Annotated in this window: 12 protein-coding genes; 10 read left to right on the top strand and 2 right to left on the bottom strand. The window is 70.2% G+C overall.

Annotated features, from left to right (window positions below):
• The first annotated feature begins 77 nt into the window (after positions 1–77).
• The 3 genes from ACIBLC_RS03500 (at position 78) to ACIBLC_RS03490 (ending at position 4,828) form a co-directional block, all read left to right on the top strand.
• Entirely contained in the window at positions 78–1,475 is a 1,398-nt protein-coding gene (locus ACIBLC_RS03500; RefSeq protein ID WP_399208944.1) for a sensor histidine kinase, read from the top strand.
• Complete coding sequence (locus ACIBLC_RS03495; protein ID WP_399208943.1) at positions 1,465–3,069, top strand: SpoIIE family protein phosphatase; 1,605 nt, start codon at positions 1,465–1,467, stop codon at positions 3,067–3,069. The genes ACIBLC_RS03500 and ACIBLC_RS03495 overlap by 11 nt, the downstream gene beginning before the upstream one ends.
• Before the next feature lie 361 nt (positions 3,070–3,430).
• Positions 3,431–4,828 (top strand): glycoside hydrolase family 16 protein, encoded by a 1,398-nt coding sequence (locus ACIBLC_RS03490; RefSeq protein ID WP_399208942.1) that lies wholly within the window; start codon positions 3,431–3,433, stop codon positions 4,826–4,828.
• Positions 4,829–4,906: 78 nt separating this feature from the next.
• Here the strand turns inward: ACIBLC_RS03490 and ACIBLC_RS03485 are convergent, their stop codons facing one another.
• Positions 4,907–5,839, bottom strand: a complete 933-nt coding sequence (locus ACIBLC_RS03485) for an AraC family transcriptional regulator (protein ID WP_399208941.1) — start codon at positions 5,837–5,839, stop codon at positions 4,907–4,909.
• A gap of 146 nt (positions 5,840–5,985) precedes the next feature.
• On the opposite strand from ACIBLC_RS03485, the gene tkt reads away from it, so the two are divergent.
• The 7 genes from tkt to ACIBLC_RS03450 are packed head-to-tail and all read left to right on the top strand — an operon-like array spanning position 5,986 to position 14,947.
• The gene (gene tkt / locus ACIBLC_RS03480) at positions 5,986–8,085 is read left to right on the top strand and encodes a transketolase (RefSeq protein ID WP_399208940.1); all 2,100 of its coding nucleotides are present in this window, start codon (positions 5,986–5,988) and stop codon (positions 8,083–8,085) included.
• A 19-nt stretch (positions 8,086–8,104) separates the two neighbouring features.
• Positions 8,105–9,250 carry a transaldolase gene (gene tal / locus ACIBLC_RS03475; protein ID WP_399208939.1) on the top strand — a complete coding sequence of 382 codons (1,146 nt, stop codon included), beginning with the start codon at positions 8,105–8,107 and terminating at the stop codon, positions 9,248–9,250.
• Positions 9,247–10,893: a glucose-6-phosphate dehydrogenase gene (gene zwf, locus ACIBLC_RS03470; RefSeq protein WP_399208938.1), complete on the top strand. Its 1,647-nt coding sequence runs from the start codon at positions 9,247–9,249 to the stop codon at positions 10,891–10,893. Before tal ends, zwf begins: the two co-directional genes overlap by 4 nt.
• Positions 10,890–11,825, top strand: coding sequence for a glucose-6-phosphate dehydrogenase assembly protein OpcA (gene opcA / locus ACIBLC_RS03465; protein WP_399208937.1), 936 nt, complete (start codon positions 10,890–10,892; stop codon positions 11,823–11,825). The genes zwf and opcA overlap by 4 nt, the downstream gene beginning before the upstream one ends.
• Complete coding sequence (gene pgi / locus ACIBLC_RS03460) at positions 11,818–13,467, top strand: glucose-6-phosphate isomerase (protein WP_399208936.1); 1,650 nt, start codon at positions 11,818–11,820, stop codon at positions 13,465–13,467. Before opcA ends, pgi begins: the two co-directional genes overlap by 8 nt.
• A gap of 5 nt (positions 13,468–13,472) precedes the next feature.
• A complete protein-coding gene (gene gnd / locus ACIBLC_RS03455) occupies positions 13,473–14,351 on the top strand; it encodes a phosphogluconate dehydrogenase (NAD(+)-dependent, decarboxylating) (RefSeq protein ID WP_399208935.1) in 879 nt (292 codons plus the stop codon).
• 5 nt (positions 14,352–14,356) lie between these two features.
• Complete coding sequence (locus tag ACIBLC_RS03450) at positions 14,357–14,947, top strand: histidine phosphatase family protein (RefSeq protein WP_399208934.1); 591 nt, start codon at positions 14,357–14,359, stop codon at positions 14,945–14,947.
• Positions 14,948–14,969: 22 nt separating this feature from the next.
• Here the strand turns inward: ACIBLC_RS03450 and ACIBLC_RS03445 are convergent, their stop codons facing one another.
• Positions 14,970–16,760 (bottom strand): bifunctional sugar phosphate isomerase/epimerase/4-hydroxyphenylpyruvate dioxygenase family protein, encoded by a 1,791-nt coding sequence (locus ACIBLC_RS03445; protein ID WP_399208933.1) that lies wholly within the window; start codon positions 16,758–16,760, stop codon positions 14,970–14,972.
• Positions 16,761–16,859 lie beyond the last annotated feature (99 nt).

The following is a 16,859-nucleotide window of genomic DNA, read 5'->3' as shown; positions in this document are numbered from 1 at the left end:
CCGGCGCGTCTGAACCGGGCCTTCGCGGCGGTGCGTCCCGTGACGGCCGCCCGTCCCCGGGCGGGTCCGCCCGCCCGGTGGCGTCCTTCGACCTGTCGACGGCCCAGGACGTGTTCGGCCTGCGGCGCAGCACCCAACAGGCGGCGGCGGCACTGTCGTTGGACCGGCAGGATCAGGTCCGGCTGGCGACCGCGCTGAGCGAACTCGGCCGGGACCGGCTCGGCTGCCGCGGTCTCGAGGTGTCCTTCGACCTGGACCCGGCGAGCCAGTCGGCCTGCCTCGTCGTCACCTTCGCCTGGCGCGAAGGTCCGCCGCCCGCCCGGGAGACGCTCGACCTGGCCGCGAAGCTCGTACGCGTCGACTTCGAGCCCGGTGCGACGGTCAGCCGGATCGTCGTCACCCAGCCGCTCCCCGCGGACGGTGTGAGGACGGCCGAGCGGCGCACCCGCCTGGCCGGGGCGCTCAAGAACGTCGCCAGGTCCACCGAGACGGACGATCTGCGTGCCCAGACCCGCGACCTGATCGCCACGCTGGAGGAGACCCGCGCACAGCGGGAGGAACTGCGCCGTCTCAACGAGGAGTTGGAGGAGACCAACCAGGGAGTGCTCGCGCTGTACTCCGAGCTGACGCAGGAGCTGGAGACGACGAACAGCGGTGTGCTCGCCCTGCACTCGGAACTGGATGACAAGCGGCGCCAGTTGCAGGAGGCGAGCGAGGCGAAGACCCGGTTCTGGACCAACATCAGTCACGAACTGCGCACGCCGGTCAACTCCGTGGTCGCCCTCTCCGAGCTACTGCTGGCCCCCGGTTCCCGGCAGCTCAGCAACGAGCAGCGGGAACAGGTCGAACTCATCGGGTCCTCCGGCCACACCCTGCTGTCACTCGTCGGCGACCTGCTGGACGTCGCGAAGGCCGAGGCGGGACACCTCGACGTCCATCCGCAACCGGTGGACCTGCGGCTGCTCGTCGCCCACCTCAGCGGCATACTGCTGAGCGGCCACGGCCACGACCGGGTCACCCTCGTCACCCCGGACCTCGAACGGCCGCCCGCGCTGGTGACCGACGAGACGCTGCTGGTACGCATCCTGCGCAACCTCCTCTCCAACGCCCTGAAGTTCACCGAGCGGGGCGAAGTGCGCCTGGACATCGCCGTGGACCCCGACCCAGCCGCTCCCGCCGTGCTGTTCACCGTCACGGACACGGGGATCGGCATCCCCGCCGATGAACTCGACCGGGTCTTCGAGGCGTTCTACCAGGTCCGCGGGCCCCACCAGAGCAAGCGGCCCGGCACCGGCCTGGGCCTGCCCTACGCCCGTACGCTCGCCGAACTGCTCGGCGGATCGCTCACCCTCAGCAGCGCCGCCGGTGTCGGCACCCAGGTACAGCTACGCCTGCCCGATCTCGGCCACCAGGGCACCAGTCAACCGAAACCCGAAGAGGAACCGGAAACCGAGAGAGCAGGCCGTGACAGATAGTGCCCAGGGCGTCCTGCCCGCGACCGTCCTGGTCATCGACGACAACGAGTCGACCCGCTACGTCCTCACCAGTTGGCTGCGGCGCGCGGGACACACCGTCGTCGGTGTCGGCACGGGCGAGGAGGGGCTCGCCCGGCTGCACAGCGCGGCGGGCTCGCTCCCGGACATCGCGATCATCGACGTACGGCTTCCCGACATGAGCGGCTTCGAGGTCAGCGAACGTGTCAAGAGCGACCCGCGGACGGCCCATCTGCCGGTCATCCAGATCTCGGCGGCCGCGATCACCCCGGACGACCACGCGGAAGGGCTGAGGCGGGGCGCGGACGCCTATCTCGACCAGCCCATCGATCCCGGTGAGCTCCTCGCCACGGTCGACGCCACACTTCGCTACGCCAGGGCCCGCCAGCGCGCCGAGAGGCTGGCCACCCGTCTCATCGCGCTGAACCAGGCGACGCTGGACGTCTACAGCGCCGTCGGCTTCCACTCCTTCGCGTCGGCAGCCACCGGTGGCGCGGCCGGTGTACTGGCCGGCCCCGCCAGCGCGGTGTTCCTGTCGCCCCAGGCGCAAGCGGTCCACAGCATGATCGACGGCCCGCGGACACCCGTCCGCACCCGCCCGGCCCGCTCGGGTGTGCTGGAACAGCTGGCGGCCCACGGACTGAACCAGGACACCGGGGTCAAGGTCGTCCATCTCTCGAACAGCCAATGGCACGCCCTGCTGCCGGCCGACCATCTCTCCGGGGACATCGCTCTCGCCGTGGCCCGCACCAAGCGCGGGCGTCCGCCCGTCTGCCTGGCCGTCCCCGCGAGCGCCCTGCAGAGCGCCGACGACGAACAGCTCCTGCAGCAACTGGCCAACGCCAGTGCCCTGGCCCTCGAAGCCCTGCGGACCTACAACGAGGAGCACGCCCTAGGCCTGGCCCTGCAACGGTCCTTCCTCCCCAAGGAGCTGCCGACCGTCCCGGGCATCAAACTGGCCTTCCGCTACCTTCCCGCCTCCGAACACGCGGAGATCGGCGGTGACTTCTACGAGGCGGTCCGGACGGCCAACGGCCTGCTGCTCGCCATCGGCGACGTCGTCGGGCATTCGGTGACCGCCGCGACCGTCATGGGGGAAGTACGCCACGCACTGCGCGCGTACGCCATCGAGGGCCACCCTCCCCACCGCATCCTGGAGCGCCTGGAACAGCTGCTGGGCCAGTCGCAGCCCGGCATCACGGTCACCCTCTGCCTCGTTCTGGTCGCACCGGACGCCCGCCGCCTGGACATCGCCAACGCCGGTCACATCCCCCCGCTGGTGATCCACCCGGAGGAGGGGCCGCGGTTCCACCTCCCGCACGGCCCGCTGCTCGGCCTCGGCCTCCCACATCCAGCGCCCACCGTCCTGCGGAACCCGCCCGGCACCCGCCTCGTCATGGTCACCGACGGCCTCGTCGAGATCCGCACCGCCGACCTCGACACCACCCTCGCCGAGTTCCGCGACGCGGTGGCCGCCGGCCCGGACGACCTGGAAGAACTCTGCGATCTGCTCCTGGACCGCTTCGGCCAGAACAAGGACGACGACATCGCCCTGCTCACGGCCCGGTTCGCGTAGGTCACCGCCGAGCCGGGGCGAGCGGAGCCCGGCTCCGCCGACCGCGCCACCCTTCTTTCACGGCGTGAACTCCCGCGCGCCCAGTGGACTTTACCGACCACACCTCTTGACGGCCGGAGCGGCAGAGAGCACATTGGCCGCGCAGCCGCATTGAGAGCGCTCTCAAGAGGTGCTCGAGGCACGCTCGAAGCGTCACCCGGAGCACCCCTCGCGCATCACCCGGAGCACCTCCTCCGCACCACCCGGGCACCACCCCCTCCGCACCACTCACGCACCACCCGCAGCACGGCTCCCATCAGCATCGCGCTCACACAGCCCCGCACACACCCGCTCATCTCACTCCGTACCCGGAGAGGCACCCATGCGTGAAACTTCCGGCACACCAGGCGCTCCAGGCAGACGCCGTCCCTTGAGGCGCCTGCTCATCGCCGCTTTCAGCACACTCGCCGTGACGGCGGCCGCCGCGACCGCCGCCACCCTTCCCGCGAGCGCCACCGCTCCCCCGCCGCCCACCGGCTGGTCCCAGGTCTTCGTCGACGACTTCAACGGGGCCGCCGGGACCGGCGTCAACACCGCCAACTGGCAGTACACGACGGGCACGAGCTACCCCGGCGGGCCCGCCAACTTCGGCACCGGCGAGATCGAGACGATGACCTCCAGCACCAACAACGTCTCGCTCGACGGTGCCGGCAACCTCCGCATCACCCCGCTCCGCGACGCCTCCGGCAACTGGACCTCGGGCCGCATCGAGACGGTACGCACCGACTTCCAGCCCCCCGCCGGCGGCAAACTGCGCGTCGAGTCCCGCATCCAGATGCCGAACGTCACCGGCGCCGCCGCCAGGGGCTACTGGCCCGCCTTCTGGATGCTGGGCGCGCCCTTCCGCGGGAACTACTGGAACTGGCCCGGCGTCGGCGAGCTGGACATCATGGAGAACGTCCAGGGCCTGGGCACCCTGTGGTCCACCATGCACTGCGGCACCTCCCCGGGCGGCCCGTGCAACGAGACGACCGGCATCGGCGGCTCCACCCCCTGCGCGACCTGCCAGACGAGCTTCCACACCTTCGCGGTGGAGTGGGACAAGTCCACCAGCGTCGAGGAGATGCGCTTCTACCTCGACGGGGTCAACTTCCATACCGTCAGGGCGAATCAGGTCGACGCGACGACCTGGACGAACGCCACGAACCACGGCTACTTCATCATCCTGAACGTCGCCATGGGCGGTGGCTTCGTGGACGCGTTCGGCGGCGGCCCGGACGCCGCGACCGTCCCGGGGCGCCCGATGGTGGTGGACTACGTCCAGGTGCTGTCGAGTGGGAGCGGTACCACACCGCCACCGACCGGTAACCGTGACGCCTACAGCGCCATCCAGGCCGAGTCCTACAACGGCCAGGGCGGCGTGAACACCGAGTCGACCACGGACTCGGGCGGCGGCCAGAACCTGAGCGCGCTCGCGAACGGCGACTGGGCCCAGTTCGACGGCGTCAACTTCGGCTCCACGGCGGCGACCCAGTTCGTCGCCCGGGTCGCGAGCGGCGCGTCCTCCGGCGTGAGCGGCCTGGTCGAGGTACGCCTGGACAGCCGTACGAGCACTCCCGTCGGCAGCTTCGCCCTCGCCAACACCGGCGGCTGGCAGAGCTGGCGGACCATACCGGCGAACATCAGCGGTGTCACCGGCACGCACACGGTCTACCTGACCTTCACCAGCGGCCAGCCCGCCGACTTCGTGAACGTCAACTGGTTCAACTTCGGCCGCTGAGCGACCACTCGGCGACTCAGCACCTGACGAAGGGGCGGACCGAGAGGTCCGCCCCTTCCCGCACGGCTCCCGCGTCCCTCAACGCAGCTCCGCCCGGAACCCCGCCGGAGTCGCATCCGTGTGCTGGTGGAAGAACTTGGAGAAGTTCGCGGAGTCGGGGAAGCCCACGGCGACGCCGATGCGGCCGATCGGGATGTCCGTGTGGGCGAGGAGCCGCTTGGCCTCCAGGATCACCCGCTTGTCGATGAAGCCCTTCGGGGTCTCGCCGGTGGCTGCGCGGACCGCGCGGACCAGGGTGCGGCGGGAGTAACCCAGGGCGTCGGCGTACGCGCTGACGCTGTGGTTGGTGGCGAACCCCTTCTCCACCGCTTCCCGGAAGCGGGTGAAGGCGGTGTCGCTCTGTTCGCCGGCCGCCTTAGCCGAGCTGGCCGCGAGGTGCGCGAGGCGGAGCAGGAACGCGGTCAGGGAGTGCCGCAGCACCGAGGTGTGCAGGCTGAGCGGCAGCGTGGTCGTGTCGACGTACTCGCGTTCCAGTTGGGCGAGCGAGTGCTCAAGAGCGGCGAGTTGGTCCGCGTCGGGGCGCAGCAGCGGGGGCTGGTCGTAGCGGTAGAGACCGGTCGCCTCGACCGTCGCCCGGGGCAGGAAACCGGGCTGCATGGTCAGGACGATGCCCCGGTAGTCGTAGGTGCCGGCGAAGCGGTGCACCTGGCCGGGGCGGATCCACAGGATGTCGCCCGCGGAGACCTCGTACTCGGCGAAGTCGATCATGTGCCGTACGGGTCCCGCGTGGAACAGCATCACCACGTGGAAGTCGATGCGGTGCACGCGCTCCAGCGGCGCGTCCGCGTGCCAGGTGCGGCCGGTCCCCATCGCACCTATCTGCATACCGACGCCGGAGACGCTCAGGTCCGCGGGGAACGGGAAGGTCCTGATCCCGTCCTCGGGGAGGTGGCCGGCGCCGCCGGGCCTGCCTTCGGCCATGGCGCCGTCTTGGGTGTTTCTGTCGGTCATGTCCCTCTCGCGCCGGCTCGATCCGGTACTGCGTGTCCCACTTTCACCGAAGGCTGGCACAAGGGCACCTTCCCCGGCAAAAGTCAGACTTTTAAGGTTGAACACGTCAGAGCAGTTACCCCGCTCTTATCGAGGACTTCTTGAAGATGAGCACGCACCAGAGCCCGCAGACACCTGCCCGCCTCTCCGACGGATTCGAGTGGACCGAGCTGGACCGGCGTGCCGTGGACACCGCCCGTCTGCTGGCCGCCGATGCCGTGCAGCAGGTCGGAAACGGCCACCCTGGCACCGCGATGGCCCTGGCCCCGGCCGCGTACACGCTCTTCCAGAAGGTGATGCGGCACGACCCCGCCGACCCGGAGTGGACAGGACGCGACCGTTTCGTCCTCTCCCCCGGCCACGCCTCGCTGACCCTCTACACCCAGCTCTTCCTTTCAGGTTATGAACTCGAACTCGATGACCTGAAGGCGTTCCGTACGCACGGCTCCAAGACGCCGGGCCACCCGGAGTACGGCCACACGGCGGGCGTCGAGACGACGACGGGCCCGCTCGGCCAGGGTGTCGCGAACGCCGTGGGCATGGCGATGGCCGCCCGCTACGAGCGCGGCCTCTTCGACCCCGAGGCGGCGCACGGCGAGTCCCCCTTCGACCACACCGTCTGGGCGATCGTCTCCGACGGCGACCTGGAGGAGGGCATCTCCGCCGAGGCCTCGTCCTTGGCCGGCCACCAGAAGCTCGGCAACCTCGTCTTCGTCTACGACGACAACCACATCTCCATCGAGGGCGACACGGCGACGGCGTTCTCCGAGGACGTGCTCAAGCGGTACGAGGCGTACGGCTGGCACGTGCAGCGGATCGCGCCCTCGGACAACGGCGACATCGACGTCCACGCGCTGCACACGGCGCTGAAGGCGGCGCAGGCCGAGACCGGGCGTCCCTCCATCATCGCGATGCGCACGATCATCGCCTGGCCCGCGCCGACCGCGCAGAACACCGAGGCCGCGCACGGCTCGGCTCTCGGCGCCGAGGAGATCGCGGCCACCAAGCACGTCCTGGGCTTCGATCCGGAGCAGACCTTCGAGGTCGCCGACGAGGTCCTCGCCCACGCCCGCCAGGCCCTCGACCGGGGCGCCGAGGCACACGCCGCCTGGGACAAGCGGCTCGCCGAGTGGCGCACCGCGCGGCCCGAGCGGGCCAAGCTCTTCGACCGTGTCGTGGCCGGTCAGCTGCCCGAGGGCTGGGAGTCCGCGCTGCCGTCCTTCGAGCCGGGCACCTCGGTGGCCACCCGCGCCGCCTCCGGCAAGGTCCTCCAGTCGCTCGGCGACGTACTCCCCGAGCTCTGGGGCGGCTCCGCCGACCTGGCCGGCTCGAACAACACGACCATCGACAAGACCAGCTCCTTCCTCCCCGAGGGCAACCCGCTGCCGGAGGCGGACCCGTACGGCCGAACCGTGCACTTCGGTATCCGCGAGCACTCGATGGCCGCCGAGATGAACGGCATCGCGCTGCACGGCAACACCCGCGTCTACGGCGGCACCTTCCTGGTCTTCTCCGACTACATGCGCAACGCCGTGCGCCTCTCCGCGCTGATGCAGCTCCCGGTGACGTACGTCTGGACGCACGACTCCATCGGCCTCGGCGAGGACGGCCCGACCCACCAGCCGGTCGAGCACCTCGCCTCGCTGCGCGCCATCCCCGGCCTCAACATCGTCCGCCCGGCCGACGCCAACGAGACGGCGATCGCCTGGGCCGAGATCCTCAAGCGGCACTCCACGAACCCGGCCCCGCACGGACTGGCGCTGACCCGCCAGGGCGTACCGACGTACGAGGCCAACGAGGACGCCGCCAAGGGCGGTTACGTCCTCCAGGACGCCTCGGACGGCACACCCGACGTCATTCTCATCGCCACCGGTTCCGAGGTGCAGCTCGCCGTCGCCGCGCGCGAGCGGCTGGAGGCCGAAGGGGTGGGCACCCGGGTGGTGTCGATGCCGTCCGTGGAGTGGTTCGAGGAGCAGTCCCCCGAGTACCGCGCCCAGGTGCTTCCGCCGTCCGTGAAGGCCCGTGTCGCGGTCGAGGCCGGCATCGGCCTCACCTGGTACCGGTACGTCGGTGACGCGGGGCGAATCGTTTCGCTCGAGCACTTCGGGGCCTCCGCCGACGCCAAGACCCTGTTCGCCGAGTTCGGGTTCACCCCGGACAACGTCGCCGCCGCCGCCAGGGAATCGCTGGCCGCGCTCCGCGGTTAATCCGATCGCACGAAGGAAGATGATCACTGTGACCGAAGCAACCGCACCCGCGGCAAACCTGAAGCGCCTCTCCGACGAAGGCGTCTCCATCTGGCTGGACGACCTCTCGCGCAAGCGGATCGAGTCCGGCAACCTCGCCGGACTCATCGAGACCAGGCACGTGGTGGGCGTCACCACCAACCCCTCCATCTTCCAGGCCGCGATCGGCTCGGGCGAGGGTTACGAGGAGCAGCTGGCCGACCTCGCCACGCGCGGCGTGACGGTCGAGGAGGCCGTCCGCATGATGACGACCGCCGACGTCCGGGCCGCCGCCGACCTGCTGCGGCCGGTGTACGACGCGACCGGCGGCCGTGACGGACGGGTCTCCATCGAGGTCGACCCCCGTCTGGCCCACCGCACCGCGGCGACGATCGCCGAGGCCAAGCAGCTCGCCTGGCTGGTCGAACGCCCGAACGTGATGATCAAGATCCCCGCGACGAAGGCCGGCCTCCCGGCGATCACCGAGGTGATCGGCCGGGGTATCAGCGTCAACGTGACGCTGATCTTCTCCCTGGAGCGCTACCGCGAGGTCATGGACGCCTACCTGGCGGGCCTGGAGAAGGCGCGGGCCGCCGGCCTCGACCTCTCCACCATCCACTCGGTGGCCTCCTTCTTCGTCTCCCGCGTCGACAGCGAGATCGACAAGCGTCTCGAGAAGGTTGGCACCGACGAGGCACTCGCCCTCAAGGGCAGGGCGGCGCTCGCCAACGCCCGGCTCGCGTACGAGGCGTACGAAGAGGTCTTCGGGTCCGCCCGCTGGACCGCGCTCGCCCCGTCCGGCGCCCACAAGCAGCGCCCCCTGTGGGCCTCGACGGGCGTGAAGGACCCCTCTTACAAGGACACCCTGTACGTCGACGAGCTGGTCGCGCCCGGCACGGTCAACACCATGCCGGAGGCGACCCTCGACGCCACCGCCGACCACGGCGACATCCACGGCGACGCGGTGACCGGCGGCTACGCGCAGGCACGCGCCGACCTGGCGGCCGTGGAAGGGCTCGGGATCTCGTACGACGAGGTCGTGAAGCAGCTCGAGGAGGAGGGCGTCTCGAAGTTCGAGGCCGCCTGGGAGGACCTGCTCGGCGCGGTGGCGACCTCGCTGCGCGGCAAGGGAGTTGAGGGGGCATGAGCAAGCGTGAAGCGCTTCCCGGCAGTGCCGCGAAGGCCGCGTCCGGCACGTCGGCGGGACCTGGTGACACGGCCGTGGAACCGGCCGCGGTGAGCACACGGGAGGCCGTCTCTCCCGACCTCGACTGGTCCAACCCGCTCCGCGACCCTCAGGACCGCCGCCTCCCCCGGATCGCGGGCCCCTCGGGTCTCGTCATCTTCGGTGTCACCGGCGACCTGTCCCGCAAGAAGCTGATGCCGGCGGTCTACGACCTCGCCAACCGCGGTCTGCTCCCGCCCGGCTTCTCGCTCCTCGGGTTCGCCCGCCGCGAGTGGGAGGACCAGGACTTCGCGCAGGTGGTGCACGACTCGGTGCGCGAGCACGCGCGCACCGAGTTCCGCGAGGAGGTCTGGCAGCAGCTCGCGGAGGGCATGCGGTTCATCCCGGGCGACTTCGACGACGACGCGGCGTTCGAACAACTGCGCTCGGCCGTCGACGAGCTGGACTCCTCGCGCGGCACCAGCGGCAACTACGCCTTCTACCTCTCCGTACCGCCGAAGTTCTTCCCCAAGGTCGTCCAGCAGCTCAAGAAGCACGGGCTCGCGGACGCGCCGGAGGGTTCCTGGCGGCGTGCGGTCATCGAGAAGCCGTTCGGGCGCGACCTGGTCAGCGCGCGTGAGCTGAACAAGATCGTGCACGAGGTGTTCGACCCGGAGCAGGTGTTCCGCATCGACCACTACCTCGGCAAGGAGACCGTCCAGAACATCCTGGCGCTCCGCTTCGCCAACCAGATGTACGAGCCCCTCTGGAACCGGTCGTACGTCGACCACGTACAGATCACGATGGCCGAGGACATCGGCATCGGCGGCCGGGCCGGGTACTACGACGGCATCGGATCCGCCCGCGACGTCATCCAGAACCACCTGCTCCAGCTGCTGGCGCTGACCGCGATGGAGGAGCCCGCCGCCTTCGACGCCGAGTCGCTGCTCACCGAGAAGCTCAAGGTGTTCAAGGCCGTGAAGCTGCCGGAGGAGCTGGGCGAGCACACCGTGCGCGGGCAGTACGCGGCGAGCTGGCAGGGCGGCGAGCGGGTGCGCGGCTATCTCCAGGAGGACGGCATCGACCCCGCCTCGACGACCGACACCTACGCGGCCGTGAAGCTGGAGGTCGACAACCGCCGCTGGGCGGGCGTCCCCTTCTACCTCAGGACCGGCAAGCGTCTGGGCCGGCGGGTCACGGAGATCGCCGTCGTCTTCCAGCGCGCCCCGCACTCCCCGTTCGACTCGACGGCCACCGAGGAACTGGGCGCGAACGCGATCGTCTTCCGTGTCCAGCCCGACGAGGGCATGACCGTGCGCTTCGGATCGAAGGTGCCGGGTACGTCGATGGAGATCCGGGACGTCACGATGGACTTCGCTTACGGCGAGTCGTTCACGGAGTCCAGCCCCGAGGCGTACGAACGTCTGATCCTGGATGTCCTGCTCGGCGACGCCAATCTCTTTCCCCGTCACCAGGAGGTGGAAGAGTCCTGGAAGATCCTCGACCCGATCGAGGAGTACTGGGAGAAGCACGGCAAGCCCGCGCAGTACCCCTCGGGCAGCTGGGGCCCGAAGGAAGCCGACGAGATGCTCGCACGAGACGGACGGAGCTGGCGCAGGCCATGAAGATCGACCTCACCGACACCACGGCAAGCAAGATCAACAAGGCGCTCGTGAAGGGACGCCGGGAAATCGGCACTCCCGCCGTGGGCATGGTCCTCACGATGGTCATCGTGACCGACGAGGAGAACGCGTACGACTCCATCAAGGCGGCCGAGGAGGCCTCGCGCGAGCACCCCTCGCGCACCCTGGTCGTCATCAAGCGGGTCGCCCGCACCCCGCGCGACCGCACGAACTCACGGCTGGACGCGGAGGTCCGGGTCGGCTCGGACGCGGGCACCGGTGAGACGGTCGTCCTGCGGACGTACGGCGAGGTGACCGACCACGCCGACTCGGTGGTCCTGCCACTGCTGCTGCCCGACGCGCCGGTCGTCGTGTGGTGGCCGGTGAACGCGCCCGAGAACCCCGTCAAGGACCCGCTGGGAGCCCTCGCGCAGCGCCGGATCACCGACATGTACGCCGTCGAGAACCCGCTGCTCGCCCTGGAGGCCCGCAGCGCCTCGTACTCGCCCGGTGACACCGACCTGGCGTGGACCCGGCTGACGCCGTGGCGCTCGATGCTGGCCGCCGCGCTCGACCAGTCCCGTACGAAGGTGACCTCGGCCGCCGTCGAGAGCGAGGCCGACAACCCGAGCGCCGAGCTGCTGGCCCGCTGGCTGGAGGCCCGGCTCAAGGTGCAGGTCGAGCGGGTCGTCACCGCGGGACCCGTGGTGACCGCGGTGCGGCTCGGCACGAAGAGCGGCGAGATCGTGATCGACCGCCCCGAGGGCCCGCTGGCCACCCTGTCCCTGCCCGGACAGCCCTCCCGCACCCTGGCGCTGAAGGTGCGCTCCACCTCCGAGCTGATCGCCGAGGAACTGCGCCGCCTCGACGCGGACGAGATGTACGCCATCGCCCTCCGAGGCGAGGGCACCAAGGAGACCCCCGGTCATGTCTGACTTCCCCAAGCTCACGCGGCGCCCCGAGTGGGTGGCCCTGGAGGACCACCGCGCGGGTCCGCTCCTGCACCCGCGGTTGCGTGAGCTGTTCGCCGCCGACCCCGCCCGCGCGGAGCGTTACGTCGTACGCGTCGGCGACCTGCGGATCGACTACTCCAAGCACCTGATCACCGACGAGACCCTCGCCCTGCTCCAGGAACTGGCCACCGCCACCGACGTGTTCGGGCTGCGGGACGCCATGTTCCGGGGCGAGAAGATCAACGTCACCGAGCGGCGGGCCGTCCTGCACACCGCCCTGCGCGCCCCGCGGGACACGGTCGTCGAGGTCGACGGGGAGAACGTCGTCCCCGCCGTGCACGCGGTCCTCGACAGGATGACCGACTTCGCCGGGCAGGTCCGCTCGGGCAAGTGGACCGGGCACACCGGCAAGCGCATCAGGAACGTCGTCAACATCGGCATCGGCGGTTCCGACCTCGGTCCGGCGATGGCGTACGAGGCACTGCGCGCCTTCACCGACCGCGAGTTGACGGTCCGCTTCGTGTCCAACGTCGACGGAGCCGATCTGCACGAGGCCGTCCGGGGCCTGGACCCGGCGGAGACCCTGTTCATCGTCGCCTCGAAGACCTTCACGACCATCGAGACCCTCACGAACGCGACCTCGGCACGGAGCTGGCTGCTCGCCGGTCTCGACGGCGACTCCGCCGCCGTGGCCAGGCACTTCGTCGCCCTGTCCACGAACACCGAGAAGGTGTCGGACTTCGGCATCGACACGGCCAACATGTTCGGGTTCTGGGACTGGGTCGGCGGGCGGTACTCGTTCGACTCGGCGATCGGTCTGTCGCTGATGATCGCGATCGGTCCGGACCGGTTCCGCGAGCTGCTCGACGGTTTCCATCTGGTCGACGAGCACTTCCGAACCGCGCCCGCCGAGTCCAACGCACCTCTGCTGCTGGGCCTGTTGGGCGTCTGGTACGGCAACTTCTTCGACGCCCAGTCGCACGCGGTGCTGCCGTACTCGCACTACCTGTCCAGGTTCACCGCCTACCTGCAGCAGCTGGACATGGAGTCCAACGGCAAGTCCGTGGACCGGGACGGTCACCCCGTGGAGTGGCAGACCGGTCCGGTGGTGTGGGGCACGCCCGGCACCAACGGGCAGCACGCCTACTACCAGCTCATCCACCAGGGCACGAAGCTGATCCCGGCCGACCTGATCGGTTTCGCCAATCCGGTGGGCGAGCTCAGTGACGAACTCAAGGCCCAGCACGACCTGTTGATGGCCAACCTCTTCGCGCAGGGGCAGGCCCTCGCGTTCGGCAAGACCGGCGACGAGGTGCGGGCGGAGGGTGTGCCCGAGGAGCAGGTGGCGCATCGCACCTTCCTCGGCAACCACCCCACCACGACCGTCCTGGCGGCCGAGCTGACCCCCTCGGTGCTCGGCCAGCTCATCGCCCTCTACGAGCACAAGGTCTTCGTACAGGGCGCCGTCTGGAACATCGACTCCTTCGACCAGTGGGGCGTCGAGCTCGGCAAGGTCCTCGCCAAGCGCGTGGAACCCGCCCTCACCGAAGGCACCGACGTGCCCGGCCTCGACCCCTCCACCGCCGCCCTCGTGGCCGCCTACCGCACTCTCCGGAAGAAGTGAACGACATGCAGCTCGGACTTATCGGCCTCGGTAAAATGGGCGGCAACATGCGCGAGCGGATCCGCCGCGCGGGCCACACAGTCATCGGCTACGACCGCAATCCCGACCTCGCCGACGTCAGCAGCCTCAGCGAACTCGTGAGCAAACTCGAAGGCCCGCGTGTGGTGTGGGTGATGGTCCCGGCCGGTGCCGCGACCCAGTCCACCGTCGACGAGCTGGCCGCCCTGCTCTCGCCCGGCGACGTCGTCGTGGACGGCGGCAACTCCCGCTGGACGGACGACGAGAAGCACGCCGTCGAGCTCGGCATCAAGGGCATCGGCTTCGTCGACGCCGGCGTCTCGGGCGGCGTGTGGGGCCTGGAGAACGGCTACGCGCTGATGGTCGGCGGCGACCCGGAGAACATCGCCAAGGTCCAGCCCGTCTTCGACGCGCTCAAGCCCGAGGGCGACTTCGGCTTCGTACACGCCGGAAAGGTCGGCGCCGGCCACTTCTCCAAGATGGTCCACAACGGCATCGAGTACGCCATGATGCAGGCCTACGCCGAGGGCTGGGAGCTCCTGGAGAAGGTCGACTCCGTCACGGACGTACGCGAGGTCTTCCGCTCCTGGCAGGAGGGCACCGTCATCCGCTCCTGGCTGCTCGACCTCGCCGTCAACGCCCTGGACGACGACGAACACCTGGCCAAGCTGCGCGGTTTCGCGGAGGACTCCGGCGAAGGCCGCTGGACCGTCGAGGCCGCCATCGACAACTCCGTACCGCTGCCCGCGATCACCGCGTCCCTCTTCGCGCGCTTCGCGTCCCGGCAGGAGGACTCGCCGCAGATGAAGATGGTGGCCGCGCTGCGCAACCAGTTCGGCGGCCACGCCGTCGAGTCGGCGAAGTAACCGCCATGGGGGACCTGTTGCTGGTCCGCCACGGCGAAACCGAGTGGAGCGTGTCGGGACAGCACACCAGCTGGACCGACCTGCCGCTCACCCAGCGGGGCGAGGAACAGGCCAAGTCCCTCGCCCCGCTGTTCGCCGACCGGACCTTCGCCCTCGCGCTCACCAGCCCGCTGGGCCGCGCGATACGCACCGCGGAACTCGCCGGCCTGTACGGGGCGGTGACCGATCCCGAGCTGCACGAGTGGGACTACGGCGCGTACGAAGGCGTCACGACCGTCGACATACACCGCACCCGGCCCGACTGGTACCTCTGGAACGACGGGGTCGCGCCCGGTCCTTCGGAGCACCCCGGCGAGTCACCGACCGAGGTGGGACAGCGCGCCGACCGGGTCCTCTCCCGCGTCGGGGCGGCACTCGACGGCGGTGACGTGATCCTCGTGGCCCACGCCCACTTCCTGCGGGTGCTCGCCGCCCGCCGCCTCGGGCTCCCGGCCGCGGACGGCCGCCTGTTCCAGCTCGCGACCGGGACGGTCAGCCGGCTCTCCATGGAGCACGGACGACCGGTGATCGCCGAATGGAACGCCAGGGGGAACTGAGTCACTTCGCGAGAGGCGCGCCTCAACGCCCCGGTCGCACCGCGTGCTGCGCGGCAAGCCGCACCGGGGCGTTCTGCGCGCCGTACCCGCGATAGCCGCCGTCGCGCTGGACGAGCTCGAAGAAGACACGGCCGATGGTCTCCGTGTAGCAGTGCCGGAACTCGCCGTCGGAGTCACGGTCGTAGAGGATGCCGAGTTCGCGGTACGTCGCCAGCTCCTCGTCCGTGAACTCGAACCGGGCGGCGAGGTCGTCGTAGTAGTTGGCGGGCATCGCGAGGAGGCGGCCCCCGGCGTCGCGGAAGCACCGGGCGGCGGTGACCACGTCCTCCGTGGCGAACGCGATGTGCTGGGCGCGGGCGCCGTCGTCACTGGGGGCCGGGCCGACGGAGAGGGCGATGCGGACGGTGCCGTCGGAGTTGGTGACGGCGCGGCTGCGGTGCAGGCCGTAGGGGTCGGCCACGTCGACGCTCTCCTGGGCGCTCAGCCCGAGCACGCTGTGGTGGAAGAGGGCGGCCTCGTCGAACTGGTGCCAGGGCTGGGTGAGGGCCAGGTGGTCCACGCGGGCCAGCCGCCGCGGGTCCTGTCGGTGCTCGACGGGTTCGAAGTCGCCGGTCCAGCTGGGGAGTCCGGGCCGGTCGGTGGCGCAGAAGAACAGTTCGGTGCCGTCGGGTGCGGCCACCGCGTCGAGGGGCGCGTCCTGAAGGGCGCGGCGGCGTGGCAGTACGGGGGCGAGGAGGGATTCGGCGCGCCGGGCCGCGCCTGCCGGGTCCGGTGACTCCAGGCCGATGGCGGCGAGCGCGGTGCCGTCGCGCCGGGCGGCCGGACCGGTGTTGACCAGGACACGGGCCTCGCCCTGCTGCCAGAGGTCCACCGGTTTGCTGCGGTGCCTGGCCGTGCGCGAGAAGCCGAGAGCGCCGAGGAGTGCCGAGACGGGTACGACGTCGGGGGTGACGAGTTCGGCGAAGGCCACGCCGCTGGGGACCACGGGCTCGGGCGGGGCGGCGAGACCGGTCTCTTCCTGGAGTACGAGCAGGGACCGCCGGGCGTCGACGGCGGTCGGTCCGGCCTCGGCCTGGCGGAAGACGTCGTTGAAGACCTCCAGGGAGAGCGGCCCGTCGTATCCGGCGCGCACCACGTGCGCGAGCAGCCCGGCGATGTCGAAACCGCCTTGGCCGGGAAAGCAGCGGTAGTGGCGGCTCCACTGGAGGACGTCCATCGCCATCAGCGGCGCGTCGGCCAGCTGCAGGAAGAAGATCTTCTCGCCGGGGATGTCCTCGATGCCCTTGGGATCGGACCCCCGGGCGAGGATGTGGAAGCTGTCCAGACAGGTGCCCAGAGCGGGGTGGTCCGCCGCCTCGACAATGCTCCAGGCGTGGTCGTACGTACTCACATGGCGGCCCCAGGCGAGCGCCTCGTACGCCACCCGGATGCCGAAGTCCTCTGCCAGATCAGCCAGTTGGTGCAGCTGACCGGCCGCGAGCTCGTCGTCGTCCACGGCGAGCGGCGAGACGCTGGAGCACAGCAGCACGGTGTCCGCGCCCAGCCGTTCCATGACCTCGAACTTGTGCCGGGCCCGGCGCAGCCCCCGCGTGAACTCCCCCTGCGGCACGCCCTCGATGTCCCGCATCGGCTGGTACAGATCAATAGTCAGCCCGAGGTCGGCCGTCCGCGCCCTGACCTCCTCCGGACCGAGCGGGCTCGCGAGCAGATCGTTCTCGAAGATCTCGACCCCGTCGAACCCGGCCCGGGCCGCAGCCGTGAGCTTCTCGGTCAGAGATCCACTGAGCGAGACGGTGGCGATTGACGTACGCACGTTGTCACTCCTTCGATACCGCTGAACCGACAGGAAACGAGACTCGGGAGAAGCGACCCTGAAGGGGCGCGGGGACCGCGCGAGCAACCCGCACCGCTC

Origin of the sequence: Streptomyces sp. NPDC050535 (genome assembly GCF_044457665.1) — a bacterium.
GTDB lineage: Bacteria > Actinomycetota > Actinomycetes > Streptomycetales > Streptomycetaceae > Streptomyces.
Note: the sequence above shows the minus strand (reverse complement) of the source record. Positions and strands in the feature narration are given on the sequence as shown.